Origin of the sequence: Cellulosimicrobium sp. NPDC057127 (assembly GCF_042670945.1) — a bacterium.
GTDB lineage: Bacteria > Actinomycetota > Actinomycetes > Actinomycetales > Cellulomonadaceae > Cellulosimicrobium.
This window is the reverse complement of sequence record NZ_JBHUUP010000001.1, coordinates 139,071-159,982: the sequence shown is the minus strand read 5'-3', so window position 1 is coordinate 159,982 and position 20,912 is coordinate 139,071. Positions and strand designations below refer to the sequence as shown.

Below are 20,912 nucleotides of genomic sequence, written 5' to 3'. Positions count from 1 at the left end.
AGAGCCCCCGGTCCGCGGACCAGGGGCTCTCGTCGTGCAGCGTCGGAGGACGCCGTCGTCAGCGGATCTTCTGCCCCGCCGAGCGCAGCTGCTGCGACGCCTCGACGATACGGGCGGCCATGCCGGCCTCGGCCAGCTTGCCCCAGGCGCGCGGGTCGTAGGCCTTCTTGTTGCCGACCTCGCCGTCGATCTTCAGGACGCCGTCGTAGTTCGAGAACATGTGGTCGACCACCGGGCGCGTGAACGCGTACTGCGTGTCCGTGTCGATGTTCATCTTGATGACGCCGTGGTCGACGGCCTCGCCGATCTCCTCGGCCGTCGAGCCGGAGCCGCCGTGGAACACGAGGTCGAACGGGTTCTCCTTGCCGATCTCGTCACCGACGGCCTTCTGGATCTCGGCCAGGATCGACGGGCGGAGCTTGACGGCGCCGGGCTTGTACACGCCGTGCACGTTGCCGAACGTGAGCGCCGTGAGGTAGCGGCCCTTCTCGCCCGCACCGAGCGCGCGGACCGTCGCGAGGCCGTCCTCGGCCGTCGTGTAGAGCTTGTCGTTGATGGCCGCCTCGTGACCGTCCTCCTCGCCGCCGACGACGCCGACCTCGATCTCGAGGATGGTGCGGGCCGCCTGCGAGAGCTCGAGGAGCTCCGCAGCGATGACGAGGTTCTCCTCGAGCGGGATGTCCGAGCCGTCGAACATGTGCGACTGGAACGTCGGGAGGCCGCCGTTCTTCACCTGCTCGGCCTCGATGGCGAGCAGCGGACGGACCCAGGAGTCCAGGTTCTTCTTGACGCAGTGGTCCGTGTGGATCGCGATCTGCACGGGGTAGTTCTTCGCGACCTCGGCGGCGTACGCGGCGAGCGCGAGCGAGCCGGCGATGCGGTCCTTGACCGTCGAGCCCGAGCCGTACTCGGCGCCACCCACCGAGACCTGGATGATGCCGTCGGACTCGGCCTCGGCGAATCCCTGGAGCGCGGCGGTGATGGTCTGCGACGACGTGATGTTGACGGCCGGGTAGGCGAACTTGCCTGCCTTCGCCCGGTCGATCATGTCGGCGTAGACCTCGGGGGTTGCGATGGGCATGCGGAGCTCCTGTGGAGTCGTGCTGGGTGGTGTCCCCCAAAGTCTGGCACGGATGCCGGTCGGCGGTCAGGGCCGTTCGGCCTGTGGTCCCTCGCGTCCCGCTCCGGCGCCGCCCGCGGCGGCCGCGCCGGGGACGGCGTGCTGCTCGGCCCACGCGTGCATCGCGATGGCGCCCGCCGCCCCGGCGTTGAGCGAGCGCGTCGAGCCGAGCTGCGTGATGTGCAGGACGACGCGGCACGCCGCCACCGCCTCCGGCGTCAGGCCGGTGGACTCCTGGCCGAGCAGGAGCACGCACGCCGGCGGGAGGGCGTACCCCTCGATCGGCACGGAGCCGGGGACGTTGTCGACACCGAGGAGGGGCAGGCCCTCCCCCGTCGCCCACGCCGCGAGCTCCGCCACGGACGGGTGGTGGTGCACGTGCAGGTAGCGGTCCGTGACCATCGCGCCGCGCCGGTTCCAGCGTCGGCGCCCGACGACGTGCACGCCGGCCGCGTTGAACGCGTTCGCGGTGCGCACCACCGAGCCGATGTTGAGGTCGTGCGCCCAGTTCTCGATGGCGACGTGGAGGAACCGGTCCGCGGGCCGGCGCCGGCCCATGTCCGCGACGATCGCCTCGACGGTCCAGTACCGGTAGGCGTCGACCACGTTGCGCCGGTCCCCGTGCTCGAGGAGCTCGGTGTCGTACCGCGGGTCGAGCGGGTCGCCGTGGTCCGCCGACGGCCTGCCGGCCGCGTCGACGCGCGGCCAGGCGTCCGGCCCTCCGGGCCAGGGACCGACGCCGACCTCGGGCGTCACGCCCTGGTCTGCGCGCGCCGCGCGACCCGCGCCTCCCACAGCATCGCGGCGACGACGACCAGCGCTCCCCCGATCGCCAGCAGCACCGGCCCGAGGACCGACCCCGTCGGCGCGAGCAGCGACCCGTCGTCCTCCTGCCAGGGCCACAGCGCGCGCAGGGAGCCGACCATGAGGCCGGCGAGCACGGCCATCGTCACCTGGCGGCGGTGGTGCAGGAGCCACTGGAGCAGCTTGACGAAGGACCCCAGCCCGACGGCCGCGCCGAGGACGAACGCGCCGACGAACGCGAGGTCCCGCTCGGACAGCGCCTCCTGCACCGGCACGTACAGGCCCATCGCGAGCAGGACGAACGAGCCCGAGACACCTGGGAGCACGAGCGCGTTGATGGCGATCGCGGCGCCGAGGAAGACGTACCACGGCGAGGGGTCGTCGACCTGGCCGGGGGGCAGGCTCGTGAGCAGGAACCCGGCGACCGCCGCGACGACGAGCAGGACGCCGTCGAGCGGGCGGAAGCGCGCCGGCATGAGCCGCAGGGGCACGGCGACGGAGACGACGATCATGCCGAAGAAGACCGAGCGGACCGGGACGGGGTTCGACTCGAGCAGCGGCGCGATCAGGCGCAGCGACAGCAGCAGGACCACCGCCATGCCGGCGAGCACGGGGACCAGGAGCGCCCAGTCGACGGCACGCAGCGCGCGCACGGCCGGCGCGACCCCGCGGCGTCGCACGAGGCCGGTGACCAGCTCGCGCAGCGCGTGCAGGAGCTGGCTCGCCGCGTCGATCAGGTCGTCGTAGAGGCCGACGACCAGCGCGACCGTCCCGCCGGAGATGCCGGGCACGGACTCGGCGGCGCCGACGAGCCCGCCCCGCACGGCGGACGCCGGGGCCGACCGCCACGAGGTGCGCGGGCGCGCGAGGTGGGCCGGGTGCTCGTCGTGCTCGGCGGGCTGCACGTGCGCGCTGCCGGGCGTGGGGTCGTCGTCGTGGGCGGTTCTCGTCACCCGCGAAGGGTAGCGGGCGGGCCAGTAGGCTGGCCGCGGCCCCATCCCGGCAGAAGGAGCGCAACGTGACCGAGCGGACCATCGAGTCGTGGCTCACCGACATGGACGGCGTGCTCGTGCACGAGGGGCACGCGATCCCCGGCGCCGCCGACTTCGTCAAGGCGCTGCGCGACAGCGAGCGCCCGTTCCTCATCCTCACGAACAACTCGATCTTCACGGCGCGCGACCTGCGGGCGCGGCTCGCCACGTCCGGCATCGACGTGCCGGAGTCGGCGATCTGGACGTCGGCGCTCGCGACGGCGCAGTTCCTCACCGACCAGGTGCCCAACGGCAGCGCGTACGCCATCGGCGAGGCAGGGCTCACGACGGCGCTCTACGAGGCGGGGTACACGCTCACCGAGTCCAGCCCCGACTACGTGGTGCTCGGCGAGACGCGCACGTACTCGTTCGAGGCGATCACCAAGGCGGTCCGGCTGATCCTGGACGGCGCGCGGTTCATCTGCACGAACCCCGACACCACCGGGCCCTCGCAGGAGGGGCCGCTGCCGGCGACCGGCGCGGTCGCGGCCATGATCACGTCCGCCACGGGCCGCAAGCCCTACTTCGTCGGCAAGCCGAACCCCATGATGTTCCGCTCGGCGCTCAACAGGATCGACGCCCACTCCGAGACGACGGCGATGATCGGCGACCGCATGGACACCGACGTCGTCGCGGGCATCGAGGCAGGCCTGTACACGTACCTCGTCATGACCGGCTCGACCCGGATGTCCGAGGTCGAGCGGTACCCGTTCCGGCCGAGCAAGGTCGTCGACTCCGTAGCGGACCTCGTCGACCTGGTCTGAGCGCCCCCGCCCCACGACGACGGCGCCCGGTCACCGAGGTGACCGGGCGCCGTCGTCGGTGCGTCAGGCGGTGACGAGCACGCGTGCCCGGCGGCGCGCGGCCGCCCCGACGAGGACGGACCCGGCGAGCACGAGGGTCGTCGCGAGGAGCGCGAGGTCCGCGTCGTCGGACCCGGTGCCGGCGAGACCGGAGTAGACGTCGCACTCCACGTCGCCGCCGACGGGGAACGAGACCGTGACGGGCGCGAGCGCCGTGCCGGCCTCGTAGAAGCCGGCGAACGCCGCCGCCCCGGCCGCGGTGAGCGTCGCAGGTGCGCCGCTCCACGTGACCGTCGAGCCGGACGCGGCCTTCGCCCCCGACAGGTCCAGGCTCGCGAACGCGACCCCGTTCGAGCTGGAGCGGTTGCCCTCCATGTCGCTGCTCTGCACGTCGACCACGAGCGTGCCCGTCGAGCCGTCGACGACGACGCGCGGATCGGAGATCTTCAGGTCGAGGATGCCGTCGTGGCCCGAGAAGGCGACCGTGCCGCCGTAGCTCGCACGCCCCTTGCCGAGGTCGGTGTTGAACGAGCCCTTGCCGCCGCTCCAGGTGAACGTCGTCCCGCCGTCCCGGACGCCCGTCGTGGAGACGGCGCCCTGGGCGATCGGGCCGGTCACGTACGCCCGGAACCGGTCGCTGACGTTCCAGGCCAGCGTCGCGCCGTTCACGCCCTGCGCGAAGCACTGCTCCGCGGCGGCCGTCCTCGTGCCCGAGCCCGCGGCGGTCTCCTCCGCCCCGACGACCGTGATGGCCGCCGACGCGGTGTGGTGCGCGCCGATCAGCAGGAGCGTGTGCTCCCCCGGCTCGAGGTCGGTCGGGATCGTCACCGTCGAGCTCGCGGCGCCGCCCGCGTTCGCGGCGACGCCGGTCGCGAGCACGCGCGGCGTCGAGTGGATCTCCGTGCGGAGCCCGGCCTCGTTCGCGTCGAACCCGACACCGCTGATCGTCACCTCGCCGCCGGGGACGACCTGCGCGACGGACAGCGTCGCCTTCGCCGGGTCGACGTCGCCGCCCGTGGACCCGTCGCCCGGGTCGCCGATCGTGCCGCCGCCGCCCGGCTGCTGCGTGGACGCGCCGACGGTGAACGTCACCGGGTCGAGCGCGGTGCCCGCGGCGTAGAAGCCGGAGAACGCGGTCGCGCCGTCGGCGGTCAGCGTCGCCGCGGCCCGGGCGTACGTCACGGAGCCGTCCGCGCCCGTGGTCGGCGTGCCGAGCGCGAGGGTCGCGAGCACGACGTCGGCACGGTCGAACGTCGACCCGTCGAGGCCCTTCGAGGTCGCGTCGACGAGGAGGCGAGCCGACGTCGGGCCGGTGACCTCGACGACCGGGTCGGACAGCGTGAGGTCGAGCAGGCCGTCGTGCCCGGTGAAGCGCACGGTGCCACGGTAGTCGGTGGACACGCCCGCCGCAGGCGCCTTCCAGGCGCTTCGCTGCTGGAACGCGAACACGCCGCCCTCGACGCTCGCGCCGTCGGTCGCCGTGGCGCCGCCCTTCGCGATCGGCCCGGCGATGTAGGTGCGGAACGACTCCTTGACGCCCCAGGTCAGCGTCCCGACCGTCGTCGGCACGACGGGTTGCGGCTCGGGGTCCGGCTCGGGCTCGACGACGGGCGGTGCCTTCACGGCCAGGGTCGTGCTCCCGGAGGCGCCGAGCGCCGACGTCACCGCGACCACGTGGTCACCGTCCGTGGCGTCCTGCGGGACCGAGACGACGAGCGTGCCGCCGTCCCGCGTGTAGGTCGCCGGCTCACCGTCGAGCGTCACGCCCTGCACGGAGTCCTGCGTCGTGAGGCCTCCGACGGTGAGCGTCGCCGACTCGCCGGGCGCGACGGTCGACGACGCCGCGGTGAGCGTGAGCGGCGCCGGCGCGTCGAACGCGACCGGGACGTAGAGCTCCTGGTCGGCGTTCGTCACCCCGCCCGCGGGGTAGGTGTAGACGCCGTAGCGGCCCCCCTCGAGCGCGGCCGGGTTCTTCACCACGAGCTCGGCCTCGAACGTGCCGTCCTCGGTGATCTCCGTCCAGGCCGCACGGATGGCGCCCTGGAACTGCGGCGGCACCTGCTCGAGCACGGACTCCGCGAGCGCCCACGACTGCGAGCCGACCTTGCGCGCCGACGCCTTGATGCCCTCGGACGGGCGCCACTGCTCGGCGAAGCTGCCGAACACGACGTAGGTGCCCTGCGGGAGGTGCGCCGGGATCGGCATGCCTCGCCCGCCGACGTTCCCCGCCGGGTCGAAGCCCGAGCCCTTGACGACGACCGTGTCGCCCACCGACACCTCGGTGTCGCCGAGCGGCGTCGTACCGTCCGCGGCGAGCACCTCGATCACCGGCTCCCACACAGGTTCCTCAGGGCCGGATGCCTGCACGGCGAGCGGCGTCAACGTGTCGAGACGGCGGTCCGTCGCCGACAGGCCGTGGGCCGCCGATGTCGCGATCACGTACTCCACAGCAGGGTCGAAGGACCCGGCCGGCACCGTCAGCGTCGTGGTGAACGCCCCGTCCACCACCTGGTCGGGACGCACCCACGCCAGCTGCAGCCACCCGTCCGCGACGAGCGGGCCGGAGCCGTCCCAGATCGACGCGTCGCCCAGGACGACGTAGGCGCCGTACTGCGCGGCCGGCCCGACGAAGCCGGTCCCCGAGACCGTGAAGGAGTTCTCCACCGCCGGGTCGACCGGAGCCGACGGCGTGACCGTCACCTGCGGGTCCGCCACCGGATCGGTGCCGGGGTCCGGCTCGGGCTCGGGGTCCGGCTCGGGCTCCGCCGGGGCGGCCGTGACGGCGTGCGCGACGGTGGGCGAGGTCGAGCCGAGGAAGGCCGCGGGATCGGCAGGCGTGAACGTCGCCGACAGGCCGTGGTCGCCGACGGCGAGTTCCGACGCGTCGAGGCGCGCCACCCCGTCCGTCACGGCCGCGCTGCCGAGCGCGGTCTGCCCGTCGCGGAACTCGACGGTGCCCTCGGCGGCGGGCGCGACCGTCGCGGCGAGCGCCACCGTGGCACCCTCGACCGACGTGCCGGTCGGGTCGGCGGTGAGCGCCGTCGTGGTCGCGGTCGCCGGCGCGGTGGGCTCGGGCACGGTCAGGTGCGCGGTGAGCGTCGAGATGGCGCGGCCGTCGTAGAGCGACAGGTACGACGAGACGTGCGCCAACGAGTCGATGGCCCCGTCGGCGACGACGGTGACCTCGTCGCCCGAGCGGGTGACGTCGACCGTGACGGCGGCGACCGTGGCGTCGTCCCCGGCACCGGCGTTCACGGTGCCCGAGAAGTCGGCGCGCAGCGTGCCGGACGTCGGGCCGGTGAGCTCGAGCGTGAGGTCGGAGATCGTCAGGTCGAGCTCGCCGTGGTGACCCTCGTAGCGGGTGGCGCCGCCGAACCGGATCGTCCCGGTGCCGGTCTCGTCGTCGTAGGTCCCCGTCGCGGGACCATAGACGGAGGCGCCGTCCACGGGCGCGGGCGTGATCGTGCCCTGCGCGATCGGGCCGGTCACGTACCCCGCCCAGGAGTCGACGAAGTTCCACGACGCGGTGCCGTCCTGGACGTCGGCGGACGCTGCCCGGGCGGGCGCGACGACGCCTCCGACCGCGAGCCCGGCGGCGAGCGCGCCGGTGAGGAACGTCGCGAGGCCGCGCCGGAGGCGTCCTGGCAGTGATGTGCGCACAAGCTCTCCCGTGCTGGTCGTGCTGCGGAGGCGCCGCGGCCGAGCGCCGCGGCGGGCCGGGGCGAGGCCCTGCCGGGACGGACGATATAAGGCATGCCTCACCAAAGCAAGGGTAGCCTTGCCTGATGTGCACGACCTTCGACTCTGCCCTCCCCTCGACGTCGCCCCAGGTCACGGCACGACGACGCCCCGCGTCCAGGACGGACGCGGGGCGTTCGGGCGGTGCTTCGAGGCGGTGCTCCGAGAGCCGTGCGGGGAGCTCCGGGTCAGGCGAGACCGAGGTCCGCCAGGTCGAACAGGTAGTGGTACGGCACGCCGAGCGCACGGATCTTCTCGTCGGCACCCGTCGCGCGGTCGACGATCGTCGCGACGCCGAGCACCTCGCCGCCGGCCTCGCGCACCGCCTCGACCGCCGCGATCGGTGAGCCCCCGGTCGTCGTCGTGTCCTCGACGACAACCACGCGGCGCCCTGCGACGTCGGGACCCTCGATGCGGCGCTGCATCCCGTGCTCCTTGACCGCCTTGCGCACGACGAACGCGTCGAGGTCCTGGCCCCGCGACGCCGCGGCGTGCAGGAGCGCGGCGGCGATCGGGTCCGCGCCCAGCGTCAGGCCGCCCACCGCGTCCACCTCCGCCGTGCCGAGCCCCTGCTCCTCGAGGAGGTCGAGCATCTGGTGACCGATGAGGGGCGCCGCGCGGTGGTGCAGGGTGACGCGGCGCAGGTCCACGTAGTAGTCCGCCTCCTTGCCCGAGGAGAGCGTGACGCGGCCGTGCACGACGGCGAGCTCGCGGATGAGGTCGAGCAGCTGCTCGCGCGGGGTCGAGGAGAGGTCGGTAGCCACGACCGTCAGGGTAGTCGCCCCGCGGCCGCCCCATGCCTACGGGCCTACCGGTACTTGCCGATCGCACGCACGGCGGAGCGCGGGAGCGTCCGCAGGAGCGCGGACGCCGCGCGGTAGCGCGCGGACGGCGTGGAGATCACCACGCCGCGGCGCACGTCCGCGAGCGCCGTCGCGACGACCCGGTCGGCGTCGAGCCACGCGACGTCGGGCAGCCCGGACATGTCGAGGTCCGCGCGCTCGTGGAACTCGGTGTGCGTGAAGCCGGGGCACAGCACGGTGGCGCTGACGCCCGTGCCGGCGAGCTCGACGGCGAGGCCCTCGGTGAACGAGCGGACCCACGCCTTGGCGGCGGCGTACGTACCCCCGGCGGTGAGCGCCGCGACCGACGCGACGTTGAGGATCGCGCCGCGCCCGCGCGCGGTCATCTGCCCGGCGGCGGCGTGCGACAGGACGAGGACGGCCCGGACCATGACGTCCAGCGCCCGGACCTCGACGTCCAGGTCGCCGCCGACGAACCGCTGGTGGGTCGCGAACCCGGCGTTGTTGACCAGCAGGCCGACCGGTCGCTCCTGCCCGTCGCCCGCGGAGGCGAGCCGCCGGGCGACGCGGTCGACGTCGTCGGGCACCGAGAGGTCCGCGGCGAGAACCTGCACGTGCACGCCCGCCGCGGCGCGGATCTGCCCGGCGAGCTGCTCGAGACGCGCCTCGTCGCGCGCCACGAGGACGAGGTCGTGCCGCGCGGTGGCGAGCTGCCACGCGAACTCCAGGCCCAGTCCGGCGCTCGCGCCGGTGATGAGTGCTGTCGCCATGGCCCCAGCCTACGGGGACGCGTGCGCGCAGCGGGCCCGTACGCGTCGGCGCACGCGACGGCGTGCGGGGACGTCGCCCGTGGTCGTTAGCCTGGGGCCCGTGCGCCTCGCGACCTGGAACATCAACTCCGTCCGCGCCCGGGTCGACCGGGTCCTCGCGTTCCTGGAGCGGTCCGGGACGGACGTCCTGGCCCTCCAGGAGACGAAGTGCACCGTGGCGCAGTTCCCGGTCGCGGCGTTCGAGGCGGCCGGCTACGAGGTGGCGTGCGCGGGCGTGAACCAGTGGAACGGGGTCGCCGTGCTCTCGCGCGTGGGCCTGGACGACGTCGCGACGTCGTTCGCCGGCCAGCCCGCCTTCGGGGACCCGGCGCGCGTGGAGGCGCGGGCGCTCGCCGCGACGTGCGCCGGTGTGCGCGTGTGGAGCCTGTACGTGCCGCACGGTCGCGAGGTCGGGGACCCGCACTACGCGTACAAGCTGCGGTGGCTCGACGCGCTGCGGGAGCAGGCCGAGGGCTGGCTCGTGCACGACCCCACGGCGCAGGTGGCGCTCGTCGGGGACTGGAACGTCGCGCCGCTCGACACCGACGTCTGGGACGTCGCGTACTTCGCGGGCAGGACGCACGTGACCCCGGCCGAGCGCGACGCGTTCGCGGCGTTCGGCGCCGCCGGGTTCACCGAGGTGACGCGCGAGGCGATCCCGGCCGAGCACGCGTACACCTACTGGGACTACCAGCGCCTGCGCTTCCCGCGGAACCAGGGCATGCGGATCGACTTCGCGTACCTGTCCCCCGCGGCGCGCGCCCGCGTCCAGGGGGTCGCGATCGACCGGGACGAGCGCAAGGGCACCGGCGCCTCGGACCACGTGCCGGTCGTCGTCGACCTCGCGGACGGCTGAGGCCGCGGTCGGCGCGACGCACCCCGGAGGCCGTTGCGGAGAGCACCGCGCGGGCCTGCGGGCTCGTTACGGTGTGTGCATGACGACCCCTCCGACCCCGCCGTACGGGTCGCCCGACGCGCCGCAGGACCCTGACGCCCCCCGGCGCCCGCACCAGCCCGCGCTGTCCCCGTACGCCCTCCCGGCCGACGACGCGCCGGACGCGGGCGTGGCGACGCCCCCGACGGGCTCCGACCCGTTCGCGGCCCCGTCCGGCTCGACCCCGCCGCCCCCTCCCGGCGGCCCGTACGGGCCGCCCGCGGCGTACGGCACCCCCGAGGGCGCCGCCTACGGCACCCCGCCGGGGACCGCGTACGGCACCCCCTACGGGGCGCCCTACGGCAGCCCTCCGGCGCCTCCGTACGGGGGCGCGCCGGGCGTCGCGTACGGCGCGCCGTACGGCGCCGGCTACGCCCCGGTGCCCGCGACGAACGGTCTCGCGGTCGCGTCGATGATCGTCTCGATCGCGTCGCTGGTGCTGTGCGTCGGCATGCCGGGGATCGTCGGCCTGATCCTCGGGATCGTCGCCCTGAACCAGGTGCTGCGCGACGGGACGCGCGGCAAGGGCTTCGCGATCGCGGGCATCGCCGTCGGCGCGGTCGGCACCGTGCTCCTCGGTCTCTTCCTCATCGGGCTGGCCGTGGACGGGGTGTGACGTGGACGACGACCTCTTCGCCCCGCCCGGCGGCCGGGAGCCGACGCCGCGCACCGCACCGCAGGGCGCCACGCCCCCGCCGCCCCCGCCTCCGCCCGCCGCGCACCGGGCCGCGGTCGGGGGTTTCGCCGACGGCACCTACCAGGCGCCGGGCTGGCAGCCACCACGTCCGCGCACCGAACCCCTCGCGGTGGCGAGCGTGCCCGTCGGTGCGCTCCTCGGCCCCGTCGGCATCGGCCTCGGCGCGGCGGCCCTGAGCCGTGTGCGCGCGCACCGGACCCGCGGGCGCGGCCTGGCGGTCACCGGGATGGCCGTCGGGGCGGGAGCGACGCTCGGCTGGGTCCTCGGAGCGGTCGGCTGGTGGCAGCTCGACGAGGCACGCACCCCACTCGCGGGCGACGTCGCCGCGCCCGCGACCGTCCACGCACGCCAGCTCGTGCTCGGCAGCTGCCTCGACGCGCTGCCGCCGGACGGCCAGGTGGCCCGCGTGCGCGTCGTGCCGTGCGCGGACGAGCACCGGGCACAGGTCGTGGCGCGCACCGACTTCGGGCCCGAGGAGACGTGGCCGGGGGCGGACGCCGCGGCCGCCCGCGTGGCGCGCGTGTGCGGCCCGGAGACGCTCGGTCCCGACGTCCCCGAAGACCTCGTGCGCGTGGTGTGGGCACCGAGCGAGGCGTCGTGGCGCGACGGCGACCGCACCGGGCTCTGCCTCGCCGCGAGCGAGGACCCGCTGCCGGCCGACCTCGTCGGCTGACCGCGCTCGCCCTCGCCGCCGGGCGGGCGTCAGCCGCTCGCGGACCCCTGGGTTGCGGGGGCGGGGGCGGTCCCGGCCGGGCCCGCGCCCGGCGTCGTCCCGGCCGGGCCGGCCGCGGGCGCAGAGGGCCGGGCCGCCGGCGGCGTGGCCGACGGTGACGGCGAGGGCGCCGCGCCGCCCGGGGCGTCGCCGGGCGAGCCGGCGGCGTCGTCGTCACCGGTCGGGTCCTGCGCAGGCGTGGCCGCGAGCGCCTCGCGCGTCGCGGCGTTCGCCGTCCCGTCGACGGTCAGGCCCGCGGACGCCTGGAACGCCCGCAGGGCGGCGACGGTCGCGTCGTCGAGCTCGCCGGTGAGGTCGATCGCCGCTCCGTGCGCACGCAGCCGCTCCTGCACCCAGCGCACGTCGCGCGCCTCGGCCTCGTCCGTCGGCGCCGGCTCGCGCGTCGGGGTGGTCGTCGGCGTCGGGCGGGGCTCGGCGTCCACGGAGGGCTGGGGAGCTGGCTCGGCCACGGTCACGTCCGGCGCCGGCTCGACGGACGGTGCGCTGGGCACCGGACCGCGACCACCGCCGTCCTGCGCCTCGACCCGGTCCGGCGTCCCGGCGGGGTCCGGGTCCGGAGGGATGCGCGTGACGGTCGGGCGCGGCTCCTGCGCGCGCGGGACGACGGAGGGGGACCCTGGCTCGCGGTCGTCGACGCCGCCGGAGGTCGCGCCGGGCACCACCACGACGGGCGGGCCGCCGGTCGCGGCGCCGACCATGCCCGCGGCCGCGATGACGAGCGTCACCGCGCCCGCACCCGCGACGACGGCGCCCCACGGCAGGGACGTGCGCTGGGGCCGTGCACCGGACGCGCGCACGGCAGGACGGCGGTCGTGGCCACCGGCGGCGACGAGGTCGGGCTGTCGGTCGGACTGGCGGTCGGACGGTGCGGGACGACGGGGCACATCGCCTCCTTCCTGCGCGGTCGTGCGCGGCGGGAGCGCGGTGCGCCGCCCACCGGACGTTCGGTCGGGCACACCACAGTGCCCCATGCCGCGGTGCCCTGTCACCCCCGTCCCCGTGACCTGCGGGGACGGGGGTGACGGCTCCCGCCTCCACCGCAGGTCGGTACCGCAGTTCCCCCGCACGGCCCAAGACCTGGGGCCCCTCCCGCCACGAACCTGGGAGGACCGCACGGAGCCCGTGCGGTCCACCCACGGGAAGGAGTCATCGTGCCTGTCGTCCAGACCTCAGGGCTGCGCAAGTCCTACGGCGCGTTCGACGCGGTCCACGACGTGTCGTTCACGGTCGAGCCGGGCCGTGTCGTCGGGCTGCTCGGGCCGAACGGCGCCGGCAAGACCACGACGCTGCACGTGCTGCTCGGGCTCGCGTCCGCCACCGCGGGCACCGCCACCATCGGCGGACGCGCCTACCAGGACCTCGAGGACCCGGCGCGCACCGTCGGGGCCCTGCTCGACGCGGGCGGCCTCCACCCCGGCCGCACCGGCCGCGACCACCTGCGCGTCCTCGCCGCCGCCGCCCGGCTGCCGTCGCGGCGCGTCGACGAGGTCCTCGCGCTCGTCGGTCTCGTCCCCGCCGCGGACCGCCGCGTGCGCACGTACTCGCTCGGCATGCGGCAGCGGCTCGGGCTCGCCGCCGCGCTCCTCGGGGAGCCGGAGGTGCTCGTGCTCGACGAGCCCGCGAACGGGCTCGACCCCGCCGGCATGCGGTGGCTGCGCGACCTGCTGCGCGGGTTCGCCGACGACGGCGGTGCGGTGCTGCTCGCGAGCCACGTCCTGTCCGAGGTCCGGCAGGTCGCGGACGACCTCGTGGTCATCGGCCAGGGACGTGTCGTCGCCGCGGGCCCTCTCGACGACCTCGTGCGGGACCGCTCGCTCGAGGACTACTACCTCGACCTCACCTCGACCACCGAAGGAGTGCGCTGATGTACCGCGCCGAGATGCTCAAGCTCCGCACCACCCGCGCCACCTGGATCATCGCGGCCGTCGCCGTCGCCGGGATGCTCGTCGCGCAGGGATTCCTGGTCGCCCTCCCCCGCGTGCTCGACCGCCTCGAGGGAGCGACGGGCCCGGCCGCCGGGCTGCCCGACGAGCTCGGGCCCGCGTTCGGCGCGCTCGGCGACCCGTCCCTGCCCGCGTTCCAGCGGACCGTGCTCGACCTGCTCGGCAGCGGCGGCGGGGGCGCCGGCTCGACGGGCGTGACGGCCGTGTGCCTGCTGCTGCTCGGCGTGCTCGCCGTGACGACGGACTTCCGCACGGGCGGGATCGTGCCGACGGCGCTCGTGCAGCCGTCCCGCCTGCGCGTCCTCGCGGGGAAGGCCGGCGCGACGGCGACGGTCGCCGTCGTGATCGGGATCGCGCTGGCCGTCGTGAGCGCCGCAGGGCTGCTCGTCGCGATCGCGACGACGCCCGACGCGCGTCTCGCCCTGTCCGCCGGCGAGGTCCTCGGCATCTGGGGACGCGGGATCGTCGTCCTCGTGCTGCTCACCTGGTTCGGGCTCGGCGTGGGGACGCTCGTGCGCGGTCAGGTCGCGGCGATCGTCACCGTCGGTGCGCTCGTGCTGCTCGAGCCGCTCGTGCAGGCCGCGGTCGCGCTACTCTCGGGCGGCCAGTCCGCCGCAGCGGCGTGGCTCCCGCTCGGGCTCGGCGCCCTCGCGACGTCCGGCCAGGGCGCCGGGGCGCTCCTCGGCGCCGCAGCACCCGTCGGCGTCGCCGCGGCGCTCGCCGGGCTGTGCGCGTGGGTCGCGCTCCTGCTGGGCGCCGGCGCCCTGACGTTCCGGCGTCGTGACCTCGTCTGAGGCCCGGTCGGCACGGCCTAGGGTGGTCCCGTGATGCACGCGGTGCGCAGGTCCCTCGCCGCGCTGGGCGTGCGCACCGCGACGGGGCGCGACGCCGTGCTCGCGGGGCTCGTGGCGGTCGCGAGCGTCGCGCTGTTCCTCGGCGTCGAGCACCTCGTCGCCTCGGAGCCCGGCGCCGCGTTCGGCGCCGGGCCCGGCGTCGAGGTCCTGTCGACGGCGGAGCGGGTCGCCGTGCTCACGGTCGTCGTCGCGCAGTCCGCGTGCCTCGTCCTGCGTCGCCGGTCCTCGCTCGCGTGCCTGGCCCTCGTCGTCGTCGGGCAGGTCGCCCTGCTCGCGCTCCTGCCGTCGTACGTGTCGTTCCAGGCGCCCGCGACGCTCGTCGCCGCGTACTCCGCGGGCGCGTACGCGCCCCGCCGCCGCGGGCTCCTCGCCGCCGCGGCGGTGGCCGCCGTGCAGACGCTGCTCGTGTTCGCCCTCGGCGGTGCGTCCACGCTCGGCACGGGCGGTCCGGCGTACGCCGCCCAGCTGCTCGGACTGCTGCTCAACGCGCTCGCGACCTACCTCGGCGCGGCCCTCGTGGGCGAGTACGTCGCGACGCGCAGGTCCCTGCTCGCCGAGCTGCGCGTCCGCGTGCAGCAGGCGGAGCGCGAGCGGGAGGCGCTCGCCGCCCGGGCCGTGCTGGAGGAGCGCGGACGCATGGCCCGGGAGCTGCACGACGTCGCCGCCCACCACCTGTCCGGGATCGTCGTGCAGGCCTCCGCGGCCGAGCGGCTCGTCGACGCCGACCCGCAGCGAGCCAAGGAGTCGATGCGACGCATCCGCGCGCAGGGCCGCGAGACCCTCGACAACCTGCGCCTCGTCGTCGGGCTGCTGCGCGGCTCGGGCGCCGCGGAGGGCAACCCGCAGCCCACGCTCGACGACGTGCCCGCGCTGCTCGACGACGCGCGCGCCGCGGGTGCCGTCGTGCACGACTCGACCCGCGGCGAGCCGTGGGACCTGTCACCGGCCGAGCAGCTCACCGTCTACCGGGTGCTCCAGGAGGCGCTGTCCAACGCCCGCAGGCACGGCACCGGACGAGCGGTCGAGGTCCGGCGCGAGTACGGGCCCACCGGGCTCGTGCTCACCGTGCGCAACGCCGTCCCGCCCGGCGCGACCGCTCCCGAGGGCCCCGGCCCCGGCCACGGCGTCATCGGCATGTCCGAGCGCGCGGCGATGGTCGGTGGCACCCTCGCGGCGGGGCTCCTGCCCGACGGCGCGTGGCGCGTCCGCCTCACCGTCCCCCGGCACGCGCGCGTCGACCACCGCGGCCGCACCGGTGACGCCACGGACGCCCCCGCTCCCACCGCCCCCGAGGAGGCCTCGTGACCCGCGTGCTGCTCGTCGACGACCAGGCGGTCGTCCGCGCCGGCTTCACCGTCATCCTGGAGAGCGAGGGCCTCGAGGTCGTCGGCGAGGCGTCCAACGGCGCCGACGCCGTGCGCGTCGCGCGCCGCGAGCGCCCCGACGTCGTGTGCATGGACGTGCGCATGCCCGGCGGCGACGGGATCACCGCCACGCGCGCGCTCGCCGGGCCGGACGTCGTCGACCCGGTGCCCGTGCTGGTCGTGAGCACGTTCGACCTCGACGACTACGTGTTCGGCGCGCTCGAGGCGGGGGCGAGCGGCTTCCTGCTCAAGGACGCGGAGCCTGACGTCCTCGTGGACGCCGTGCGGCGCGTCGCGTCCGGTGACGGACTGGTCGACCAGTCCCTCACCCGGCGCGTGATCGACGAGTTCGCGCGCCGCCGGTCCCCGCGCGAGCGCGACGACACGGCCGCGGCGCTGCTCACGGCGCGCGAGCACGACATCGTCGCGCTGCTGTGCCGGGGCTCGTCCAACGCCGAGATCGCGGCGTCGCTGTTCCTCGAGCCCAGCACCGTGAAGTCGCACCTGAGCCGCATCATGACGAAGACCGGCGCACGCGACCGCGTGCAGCTCGTGGTGTGGGCGTACGAGCACGGGGTCGTCGCGCCCGGGTCCTGACCCGGGCCGGCGGAGCCCACCGGGCAGGACCGTCACGTGCCGCGTCGCGCCGGCAGGCCCGCGGCGTCCGCGGCCACGCGCAGGTCGGCCACGAGCGCGTCGAACGCCTCGTCCCAGCCCGAGCGGTCGCGCAGGCGCAGCAGCGCGGAGGGGTGCGTCGTGACGACGACCAGCGGCGACGGGACGTCCGCCGTGCCGCTCGTGCCGCCCGTGCCGCCCGTGCCGCCCGAGGGTGGTCCGGCGAACGGCGACGACGCCGCCTCCTCCGCGTCCAGCACGCGGCCGCGCTCCGCGGTGACGCGCGCCGGGCGCCCGAGCACGGCCCGGGCGGCCGTGGCACCGAGCGCGACGACGACGCGCGGCCGGACCGTCGCCACCTCGGCCTCGAGCCACGGCAGGCACGCGCGCACGTGCGAGACGTCGGGCGTGCGGTGCAGGCGCCGCCTCCCGCGCTGCTCGTGCCGGAAGTGCTTGACCGCGTTGGTGACGTAGACGCGGTCGGGGTCGACGCCCGCGGCCTCGAGCGCATCCGCGAGCACGCGGCCGGCGGGTCCGACGAAAGGCTCGCCCTCGCGGTCCTCCCGGTCGCCGGGCTGCTCCCCGACGAGCACGAGCGCCGCGTCGTCCGGCCCGTGCGAGAAGACGACCTGCGTCGCGTCCGCCCACAGCTCGCAGCCGCGGCAGTCGTGCGCGGCCGCGGCGAGCGCGTCGACGCGACGGGCGTCCGCGCCGTCGGGCACCCACTCCTGCGCGCCGGGGCGGGCGGCTGCACGGGACGGGCTCATCGCCCCACCGTGCGCCCGGCGACGCGTCCCCGCACGCCGTCCGGGCGGGAGCGCGGTGCGGGGCGCGCCGTCAGGAGCGCTCGGGCGCCCCGGCGGCGAGGTCGACGGCCTCGTCCGGCTGTTCGACGCAGACCCACAGCGCCTCCGGGCGCACGTGCACGTCGAGACGGTGCGAGGGCTCGACGACGTCCCCGTCGAGCTGCCGCGCCTGCCGGCGGTCGGAGACGATCGAGACGCGCGAGCCGCGCACGATCTCACGGCTGGGGATCCGCCGCCGCGCACGGAACAGGCCGACGACGAGCTCCACCCAGTGCCGCAGGTTCCGCGGCGCGATGATCGCGACCTCGAGCAGGCCGTCGGACGGGTCGGCGTCGGGGAGGAGGTTCGTCCCGCCCTGGAGACGCCCGACGTTCCCCACCACGACCGTGCGCGCGCGGCGGCGGCGCACCGGCTCGCCGTCGACGTGCACCTCGACCTTCATCTCGTCGTCGCCGAGGTGCTTGAGCGCCGCGACGACGTAGGCGAACCATCCGGCCCGCGCCTTGAGTGCCGTCGGGGCGTCCTGCATCATCGCCGCGTCGAGCCCCATGCCGGCCATCACCGCGAACAGCTGCCCGTCCGCGTCCCCGAGGTCGATGTGCCGGCGACCGCGCTCGACCGCGAGCCGGATGCCCTCCACGGACTGCGTGGGGACGCCGAGGTTCGCCGCGAGCAGGTTGCCCGTCCCGCCGGGCAGGATGGCGAGCGCGGCGTCGGTACCGGCGAGGCCCTCGACGCACGCGCGCACCGTGCCGTCGCCGCCGGCGACGAACACGACCTCGGCACCGTTCTCGACGGCCTGCCGCGCCTGGCCGGTGCCGGGATCCTCCGCCGTCGTCTCGAGCCACTCGGGCTCGGGCCAGCCGGCCTCCGCGAGCTGGTCGGCGATCTCGCGCCGGAGCTCGTCGAGCCCTTCGACCCGGTTCGGGTTGACGATGACCGCGGAGCGGAGGCTGTCGAACCGCCTGCGCTGCTCCTGAGCCGGTTCCGGGGTGGTTCTCTCTCGGGGCACACCTGAGTATGTCTCCCCGGCGCCGGAGCGGCGCGGCGGGGACCCGCGCGCACGGACCTGGGGCGGGGACCGACGGTCCCCGCCCCAGGTCCGGTCACGCGTTGAGGACCTCCGGCGCCAGCGTCAGACCGCTGCCCTCGGGGTCACGGCCGACCCGCACCACGTCGCCGTCCGCGACGTCGCCCGAGAGCAGCAGCCGCGCGAGCCGGTCCCCGATCTCGCGCTGCACGAGGCGGCGCAGCGGGCGCGCCCCGTACGCCGGGTCGAAGCCCTCGAGCGCGAGCCACTCGCGCGACGCCGGCGTGACGTCGAGCGTGATGCGCCGGTCCGCCAGGCGCCGGCCGAGCGCCGCGACCTGCAGGTCGACGATCCGGCCCAGCTCCTCGATCGACAGCGGGTCGAAGACGACGACGTCGTCGAGGCGGTTGAGGAACTCCGGCTTGAAGGCCGTCCGCACGGCGGTCATCACGCTCTCGCGCTTGGCCGCGTCGTCGAGCAGCGGGTCGACGAGGAACTGCGACCCGAGGTTCGACGTGAGCACGAGGATGACGTTGCGGAAGTCGACCGTGCGGCCCTGGCCGTCGGTGAGGCGGCCGTCGTCGAGCACCTGGAGCAGGATGTCGAACACCTCGGGGTGCGCCTTCTCCACCTCGTCGAGCAGCACGACCGAGTAGGGGCGACGCCGCACGGCCTCCGTGAGCTGCCCGCCCTCCTCGTAGCCGACGTACCCGGGAGGCGCGCCGACGAGGCGCGCGACCGAGTGCTTCTCGGAGTACTCGCTCATGTCGATGCGGACCATCGCGCGCTCGTCGTCGAAGAGGAAGTCGGCGAGCGACTTCGCGAGCTCGGTCTTGCCGACGCCGGTCGGGCCGAGGAAGAGGAACGAGCCCGTCGGGCGGTCCGGGTCGGCCACGCCGGCGCGGGAGCGCCGGACCGCGTCGGACACCGACCGCACCGCGGCCTGCTGGCCGATGAGGCGCTCGCCGACGACGTCCTCCATGTGGAGCAGCTTCTCCGACTCGCCCTGCAGCATCCGCCCCGCGGGGATCCCCGTCCAGGCGGACACGACCTCGGCGATCTCGTCCGCGCCCACCTTGTCCGCGATCATGGGGGCCTGCTCCGGGTCGGCGAGCGCGTCGGCCGCGTCCACGGCGGCCTCCGCGCGCTCGGCCTCGTCGAGCTGGCGCTGGAGCTGCGGGATCTCGCCGTACTGGAGCCGGCCGGCGGTCTCGAGGTCGCCCTCGCGGATCGCCCGCTCGACCTGGACGCGCAGCTCGTCGAGCCGGGCGCGCAGGTCGCCGACGCGGTTGTGCCCGGCCTTCTCGGCCTCCCAGCGCGCGGTCAGCGCGGCGAGCTCCTCGCGGCGGTCGGCCAGGTCGGCGCGCAGCCGCTCGAGCCGCTCGAGGCTCGCGGGGTCCGTGGACTCCGAGAGCACGACCTCCTCCATCTCCAGGCGCGTGACGGCACGCTGGAGCTCGTCGATCTCGACGGGGGACGAGTCGAGCTCCATGCGCAGGCGCGACGCCGCCTCGTCCACGAGGTCGATCGCCTTGTCGGGCAGCTGGCGCCCGGTGATGTACCGGTCGGAGAGCGTCGCGGCGGCGACGAGCGCGGAGTCGGCGATCGTCACCTTGTGGTGCGCCTCGTACCGCTCCTTGAGGCCGCGCAGGATCGCGACGGTGTCCTCGACCGACGGCTCGCCGACGAAGACCTGCTGGAAGCGGCGCTCGAGCGCGGGGTCCTTCTCGATGCGCTCGCGGTACTCGTCGAGCGTCGTCGCGCCCACGAGCCGCAGCTCGCCGCGAGCGAGCATGGGCTTGAGCATGTTGCCCGCGTCCATGGCTCCTTCCGCACCGGCACCCGCGCCGACCACGGTGTGGAGCTCGTCGATGAAGGTGACGACCTCGCCGTCGGACGACTGGATGTCGGCGAGCACGGCCTTGAGCCGCTCCTCGAACTCGCCGCGGTACTTCGCGCCCGCGACCATCGACGCGAGGTCGAGGGACACCAGCCGCTTGCCCTGGAGCGACGTCGGGACGTCGCCCGCGACGATGCGCTGCGCGAGCCCCTCGACGACGGCGGTCTTGCCGACGCCGGGCTCGCCGATGAGCACGGGGTTGTTCTTGGTGCGGCGCGAGAGCACCTGCACGACGCGGCGGATCTCGGCGTCGCGCCCGATGACGGGGTCGAGCCGGCCCTCGGCCGCGGCCGCGGTGAGGTCGGTGCCGTACTGCTCGAGCGCCTTGTACGTGCCCTCGGGGTTGGGGCTCGTCACGCGCGCGCTCCCGCGCACGGCGGGCAGGGCGGAGCGCAGCGCGTCCGCCGTCGCGCCGGCCTGCTGGAGGATCGTCGCGGCCTGGGACGAGCCGGCCGCGATGCCGACGAGCAGGTGCTCGGTCGAGACGTACTCGTCGCCGAGGCCCTGCGCCTCCTTGCCGGCGTTCTCGAGGGCGGCCGTCATGGCGCGCGACGGGGTCGGCTGCACGACGGCGGACCCGCTGGCCGTGGGGAGCGCGACGAGCGCGGCGCGCACCTTCTGGCCGATCGCCTGCTTGTCCGCGCCGACCGCGTCGAGCAGCCCGACGGCCACGCCGCCTTCCTGCGCGAGCAGCGCGGCCAGGACGTGCGTCGGCTCGAGCTGAGGGTTGCCGGCGGCCGTGGCGCTCTGGATCGCCTCGCCCACCGCCTGCTGCGACATCGTGGTGAACTTCGTTTCCATCGGTGCTCCGGGGGTGATCAGGAAGGGTGTCTGACCAGGCAACGGTCCTGGAGTTGAGTGTATTCCGCTCAACCCTGTGCGCCACTCGCGCCGCCGCCCCGTGGTCGGGGTGGATTTCGGTCCCAGA

The 20,912-nt window shown here is 75.4% G+C and carries 18 protein-coding genes; 8 read left to right on the top strand and 10 right to left on the bottom strand.

All coding sequences use genetic code 11. The features are described 5' to 3' along the window. Window positions 1-58: 58 nt before the first annotated feature. The 3 genes from fbaA to ACFTZA_RS00655 form a co-directional block, all read right to left on the bottom strand. On the bottom strand, window positions 59-1,081 hold the full coding sequence (fbaA, locus tag ACFTZA_RS00665) for a class II fructose-bisphosphate aldolase (protein ID WP_378189649.1): 1,023 nt from the start codon (window positions 1,079-1,081) through the stop codon (window positions 59-61). 66 nt (window positions 1,082-1,147) lie between these two features. After that, window positions 1,148-1,876, bottom strand: coding sequence for a TrmH family RNA methyltransferase (locus tag ACFTZA_RS00660; protein WP_378189647.1), 729 nt, complete (start codon window positions 1,874-1,876; stop codon window positions 1,148-1,150). Continuing rightward, the gene (locus ACFTZA_RS00655; RefSeq protein WP_378189645.1) at window positions 1,873-2,877 is read right to left on the bottom strand and encodes a DUF368 domain-containing protein; all 1,005 of its coding nucleotides are present in this window, start codon (window positions 2,875-2,877) and stop codon (window positions 1,873-1,875) included. The genes ACFTZA_RS00660 and ACFTZA_RS00655 overlap by 4 nt, the downstream gene beginning before the upstream one ends. Window positions 2,878-2,978: 101 nt before the next feature. On the opposite strand from ACFTZA_RS00655, the gene ACFTZA_RS00650 reads away from it, so the two are divergent. Further along, window positions 2,979-3,719, top strand: a complete 741-nt coding sequence (locus ACFTZA_RS00650) for an HAD-IIA family hydrolase (RefSeq protein ID WP_378190070.1) — start codon at window positions 2,979-2,981, stop codon at window positions 3,717-3,719. Window positions 3,720-3,782: 63 nt separating this feature from the next. On the opposite strand, the gene ACFTZA_RS00645 is transcribed toward ACFTZA_RS00650, so the two are convergent. The 3 genes from ACFTZA_RS00645 to ACFTZA_RS00635 all read right to left on the bottom strand — a co-directional run bounded on the left by ACFTZA_RS00645 (window position 3,783) and on the right by ACFTZA_RS00635 (window position 9,069). Then, on the bottom strand, window positions 3,783-7,418 hold the full coding sequence (locus tag ACFTZA_RS00645) for an HtaA domain-containing protein (RefSeq protein WP_378189642.1): 3,636 nt from the start codon (window positions 7,416-7,418) through the stop codon (window positions 3,783-3,785). 266 nt (window positions 7,419-7,684) lie between these two features. Next, window positions 7,685-8,260: an orotate phosphoribosyltransferase gene (pyrE, locus tag ACFTZA_RS00640; protein ID WP_378189640.1), complete on the bottom strand. Its 576-nt coding sequence runs from the start codon at window positions 8,258-8,260 to the stop codon at window positions 7,685-7,687. Between the two features lie 44 nt (window positions 8,261-8,304). Continuing rightward, a complete protein-coding gene (locus ACFTZA_RS00635; protein ID WP_378189638.1) occupies window positions 8,305-9,069 on the bottom strand; it encodes an SDR family NAD(P)-dependent oxidoreductase in 765 nt (254 codons plus the stop codon). Between the two features lie 100 nt (window positions 9,070-9,169). Between ACFTZA_RS00635 and ACFTZA_RS00630 the strand changes: the two genes are divergently transcribed. From ACFTZA_RS00630 to ACFTZA_RS00620, 3 genes are all read left to right on the top strand, one after another. After that, window positions 9,170-9,964: an exodeoxyribonuclease III gene (locus tag ACFTZA_RS00630; RefSeq protein ID WP_378189635.1), complete on the top strand. Its 795-nt coding sequence runs from the start codon at window positions 9,170-9,172 to the stop codon at window positions 9,962-9,964. A gap of 79 nt (window positions 9,965-10,043) precedes the next feature. Next, window positions 10,044-10,658 carry a DUF4190 domain-containing protein gene (locus ACFTZA_RS00625; RefSeq protein WP_378189633.1) on the top strand — a complete coding sequence of 205 codons (615 nt, stop codon included), beginning with the start codon at window positions 10,044-10,046 and terminating at the stop codon, window positions 10,656-10,658. A 1-nt stretch (window position 10,659) separates the two neighbouring features. After that, the gene (locus ACFTZA_RS00620) at window positions 10,660-11,412 is read left to right on the top strand and encodes a septum formation family protein (RefSeq protein ID WP_378189631.1); all 753 of its coding nucleotides are present in this window, start codon (window positions 10,660-10,662) and stop codon (window positions 11,410-11,412) included. Window positions 11,413-11,441: 29 nt separating this feature from the next. Here ACFTZA_RS00620 and ACFTZA_RS00615 read toward each other — a convergent pair whose 3' ends face one another. Continuing rightward, complete coding sequence (locus tag ACFTZA_RS00615) at window positions 11,442-12,356, bottom strand: peptidoglycan-binding domain-containing protein (RefSeq protein WP_378189629.1); 915 nt, start codon at window positions 12,354-12,356, stop codon at window positions 11,442-11,444. Between the two features lie 267 nt (window positions 12,357-12,623). On the opposite strand from ACFTZA_RS00615, the gene ACFTZA_RS00610 reads away from it, so the two are divergent. The 4 genes from ACFTZA_RS00610 to ACFTZA_RS00595 are packed head-to-tail and all read left to right on the top strand — an operon-like array spanning window position 12,624 to window position 16,230. Beyond that, a complete protein-coding gene (locus tag ACFTZA_RS00610) occupies window positions 12,624-13,337 on the top strand; it encodes an ABC transporter ATP-binding protein (protein ID WP_378189627.1) in 714 nt (237 codons plus the stop codon). Next, complete coding sequence (locus ACFTZA_RS00605; RefSeq protein WP_378189625.1) at window positions 13,337-14,209, top strand: hypothetical protein; 873 nt, start codon at window positions 13,337-13,339, stop codon at window positions 14,207-14,209. Before ACFTZA_RS00610 ends, ACFTZA_RS00605 begins: the two co-directional genes overlap by 1 nt. 33 nt (window positions 14,210-14,242) lie before the next feature. Then, on the top strand, window positions 14,243-15,574 hold the full coding sequence (locus ACFTZA_RS00600) for a sensor histidine kinase (protein ID WP_378190067.1): 1,332 nt from the start codon (window positions 14,243-14,245) through the stop codon (window positions 15,572-15,574). Then, entirely contained in the window at window positions 15,571-16,230 is a 660-nt protein-coding gene (locus tag ACFTZA_RS00595) for a response regulator (protein ID WP_378189623.1), read from the top strand. The genes ACFTZA_RS00600 and ACFTZA_RS00595 overlap by 4 nt, the downstream gene beginning before the upstream one ends. A 32-nt stretch (window positions 16,231-16,262) precedes the next feature. Here the strand turns inward: ACFTZA_RS00595 and ACFTZA_RS00590 are convergent, their stop codons facing one another. The 3 genes from ACFTZA_RS00590 to clpB all read right to left on the bottom strand — a co-directional run bounded on the left by ACFTZA_RS00590 (window position 16,263) and on the right by clpB (window position 20,785). Next, the gene (locus ACFTZA_RS00590) at window positions 16,263-17,015 is read right to left on the bottom strand and encodes a UdgX family uracil-DNA binding protein (RefSeq protein WP_378189621.1); all 753 of its coding nucleotides are present in this window, start codon (window positions 17,013-17,015) and stop codon (window positions 16,263-16,265) included. Between the two features lie 70 nt (window positions 17,016-17,085). Beyond that, a complete protein-coding gene (locus ACFTZA_RS00585) occupies window positions 17,086-18,066 on the bottom strand; it encodes a diacylglycerol/lipid kinase family protein (protein WP_378189618.1) in 981 nt (326 codons plus the stop codon). A gap of 94 nt (window positions 18,067-18,160) precedes the next feature. Further along, a complete protein-coding gene (clpB, locus tag ACFTZA_RS00580) occupies window positions 18,161-20,785 on the bottom strand; it encodes an ATP-dependent chaperone ClpB (RefSeq protein WP_378189616.1) in 2,625 nt (874 codons plus the stop codon). Window positions 20,786-20,912 lie beyond the last annotated feature (127 nt).

What these genes read in the sequence shown, in the direction of transcription:
- fbaA (WP_378189649.1), bottom strand. Translation starts at nt 1,081, where the DNA reads ATGCCCATCGCAACCCCCGAGGTCTACGCCGACATGATCGACCGGGCG.
- ACFTZA_RS00650 (WP_378190070.1), top strand. Translation starts at nt 2,979, where the DNA reads ATGGACGGCGTGCTCGTGCACGAGGGGCACGCGATCCCCGGCGCCGCC.
- ACFTZA_RS00635 (WP_378189638.1), bottom strand. Translation starts at nt 9,069, where the DNA reads ATGGCGACAGCACTCATCACCGGCGCGAGCGCCGGACTGGGCCTGGAG.
- ACFTZA_RS00625 (WP_378189633.1), top strand. Translation starts at nt 10,044, where the DNA reads ATGACGACCCCTCCGACCCCGCCGTACGGGTCGCCCGACGCGCCGCAG.
- ACFTZA_RS00605 (WP_378189625.1), top strand. Translation starts at nt 13,337, where the DNA reads ATGTACCGCGCCGAGATGCTCAAGCTCCGCACCACCCGCGCCACCTGG.
- ACFTZA_RS00600 (WP_378190067.1), top strand. Translation starts at nt 14,243, where the DNA reads ATGCACGCGGTGCGCAGGTCCCTCGCCGCGCTGGGCGTGCGCACCGCG.
- ACFTZA_RS00590 (WP_378189621.1), bottom strand. Translation starts at nt 17,015, where the DNA reads ATGAGCCCGTCCCGTGCAGCCGCCCGCCCCGGCGCGCAGGAGTGGGTG.
- clpB (WP_378189616.1), bottom strand. Translation starts at nt 20,785, where the DNA reads ATGGAAACGAAGTTCACCACGATGTCGCAGCAGGCGGTGGGCGAGGCG.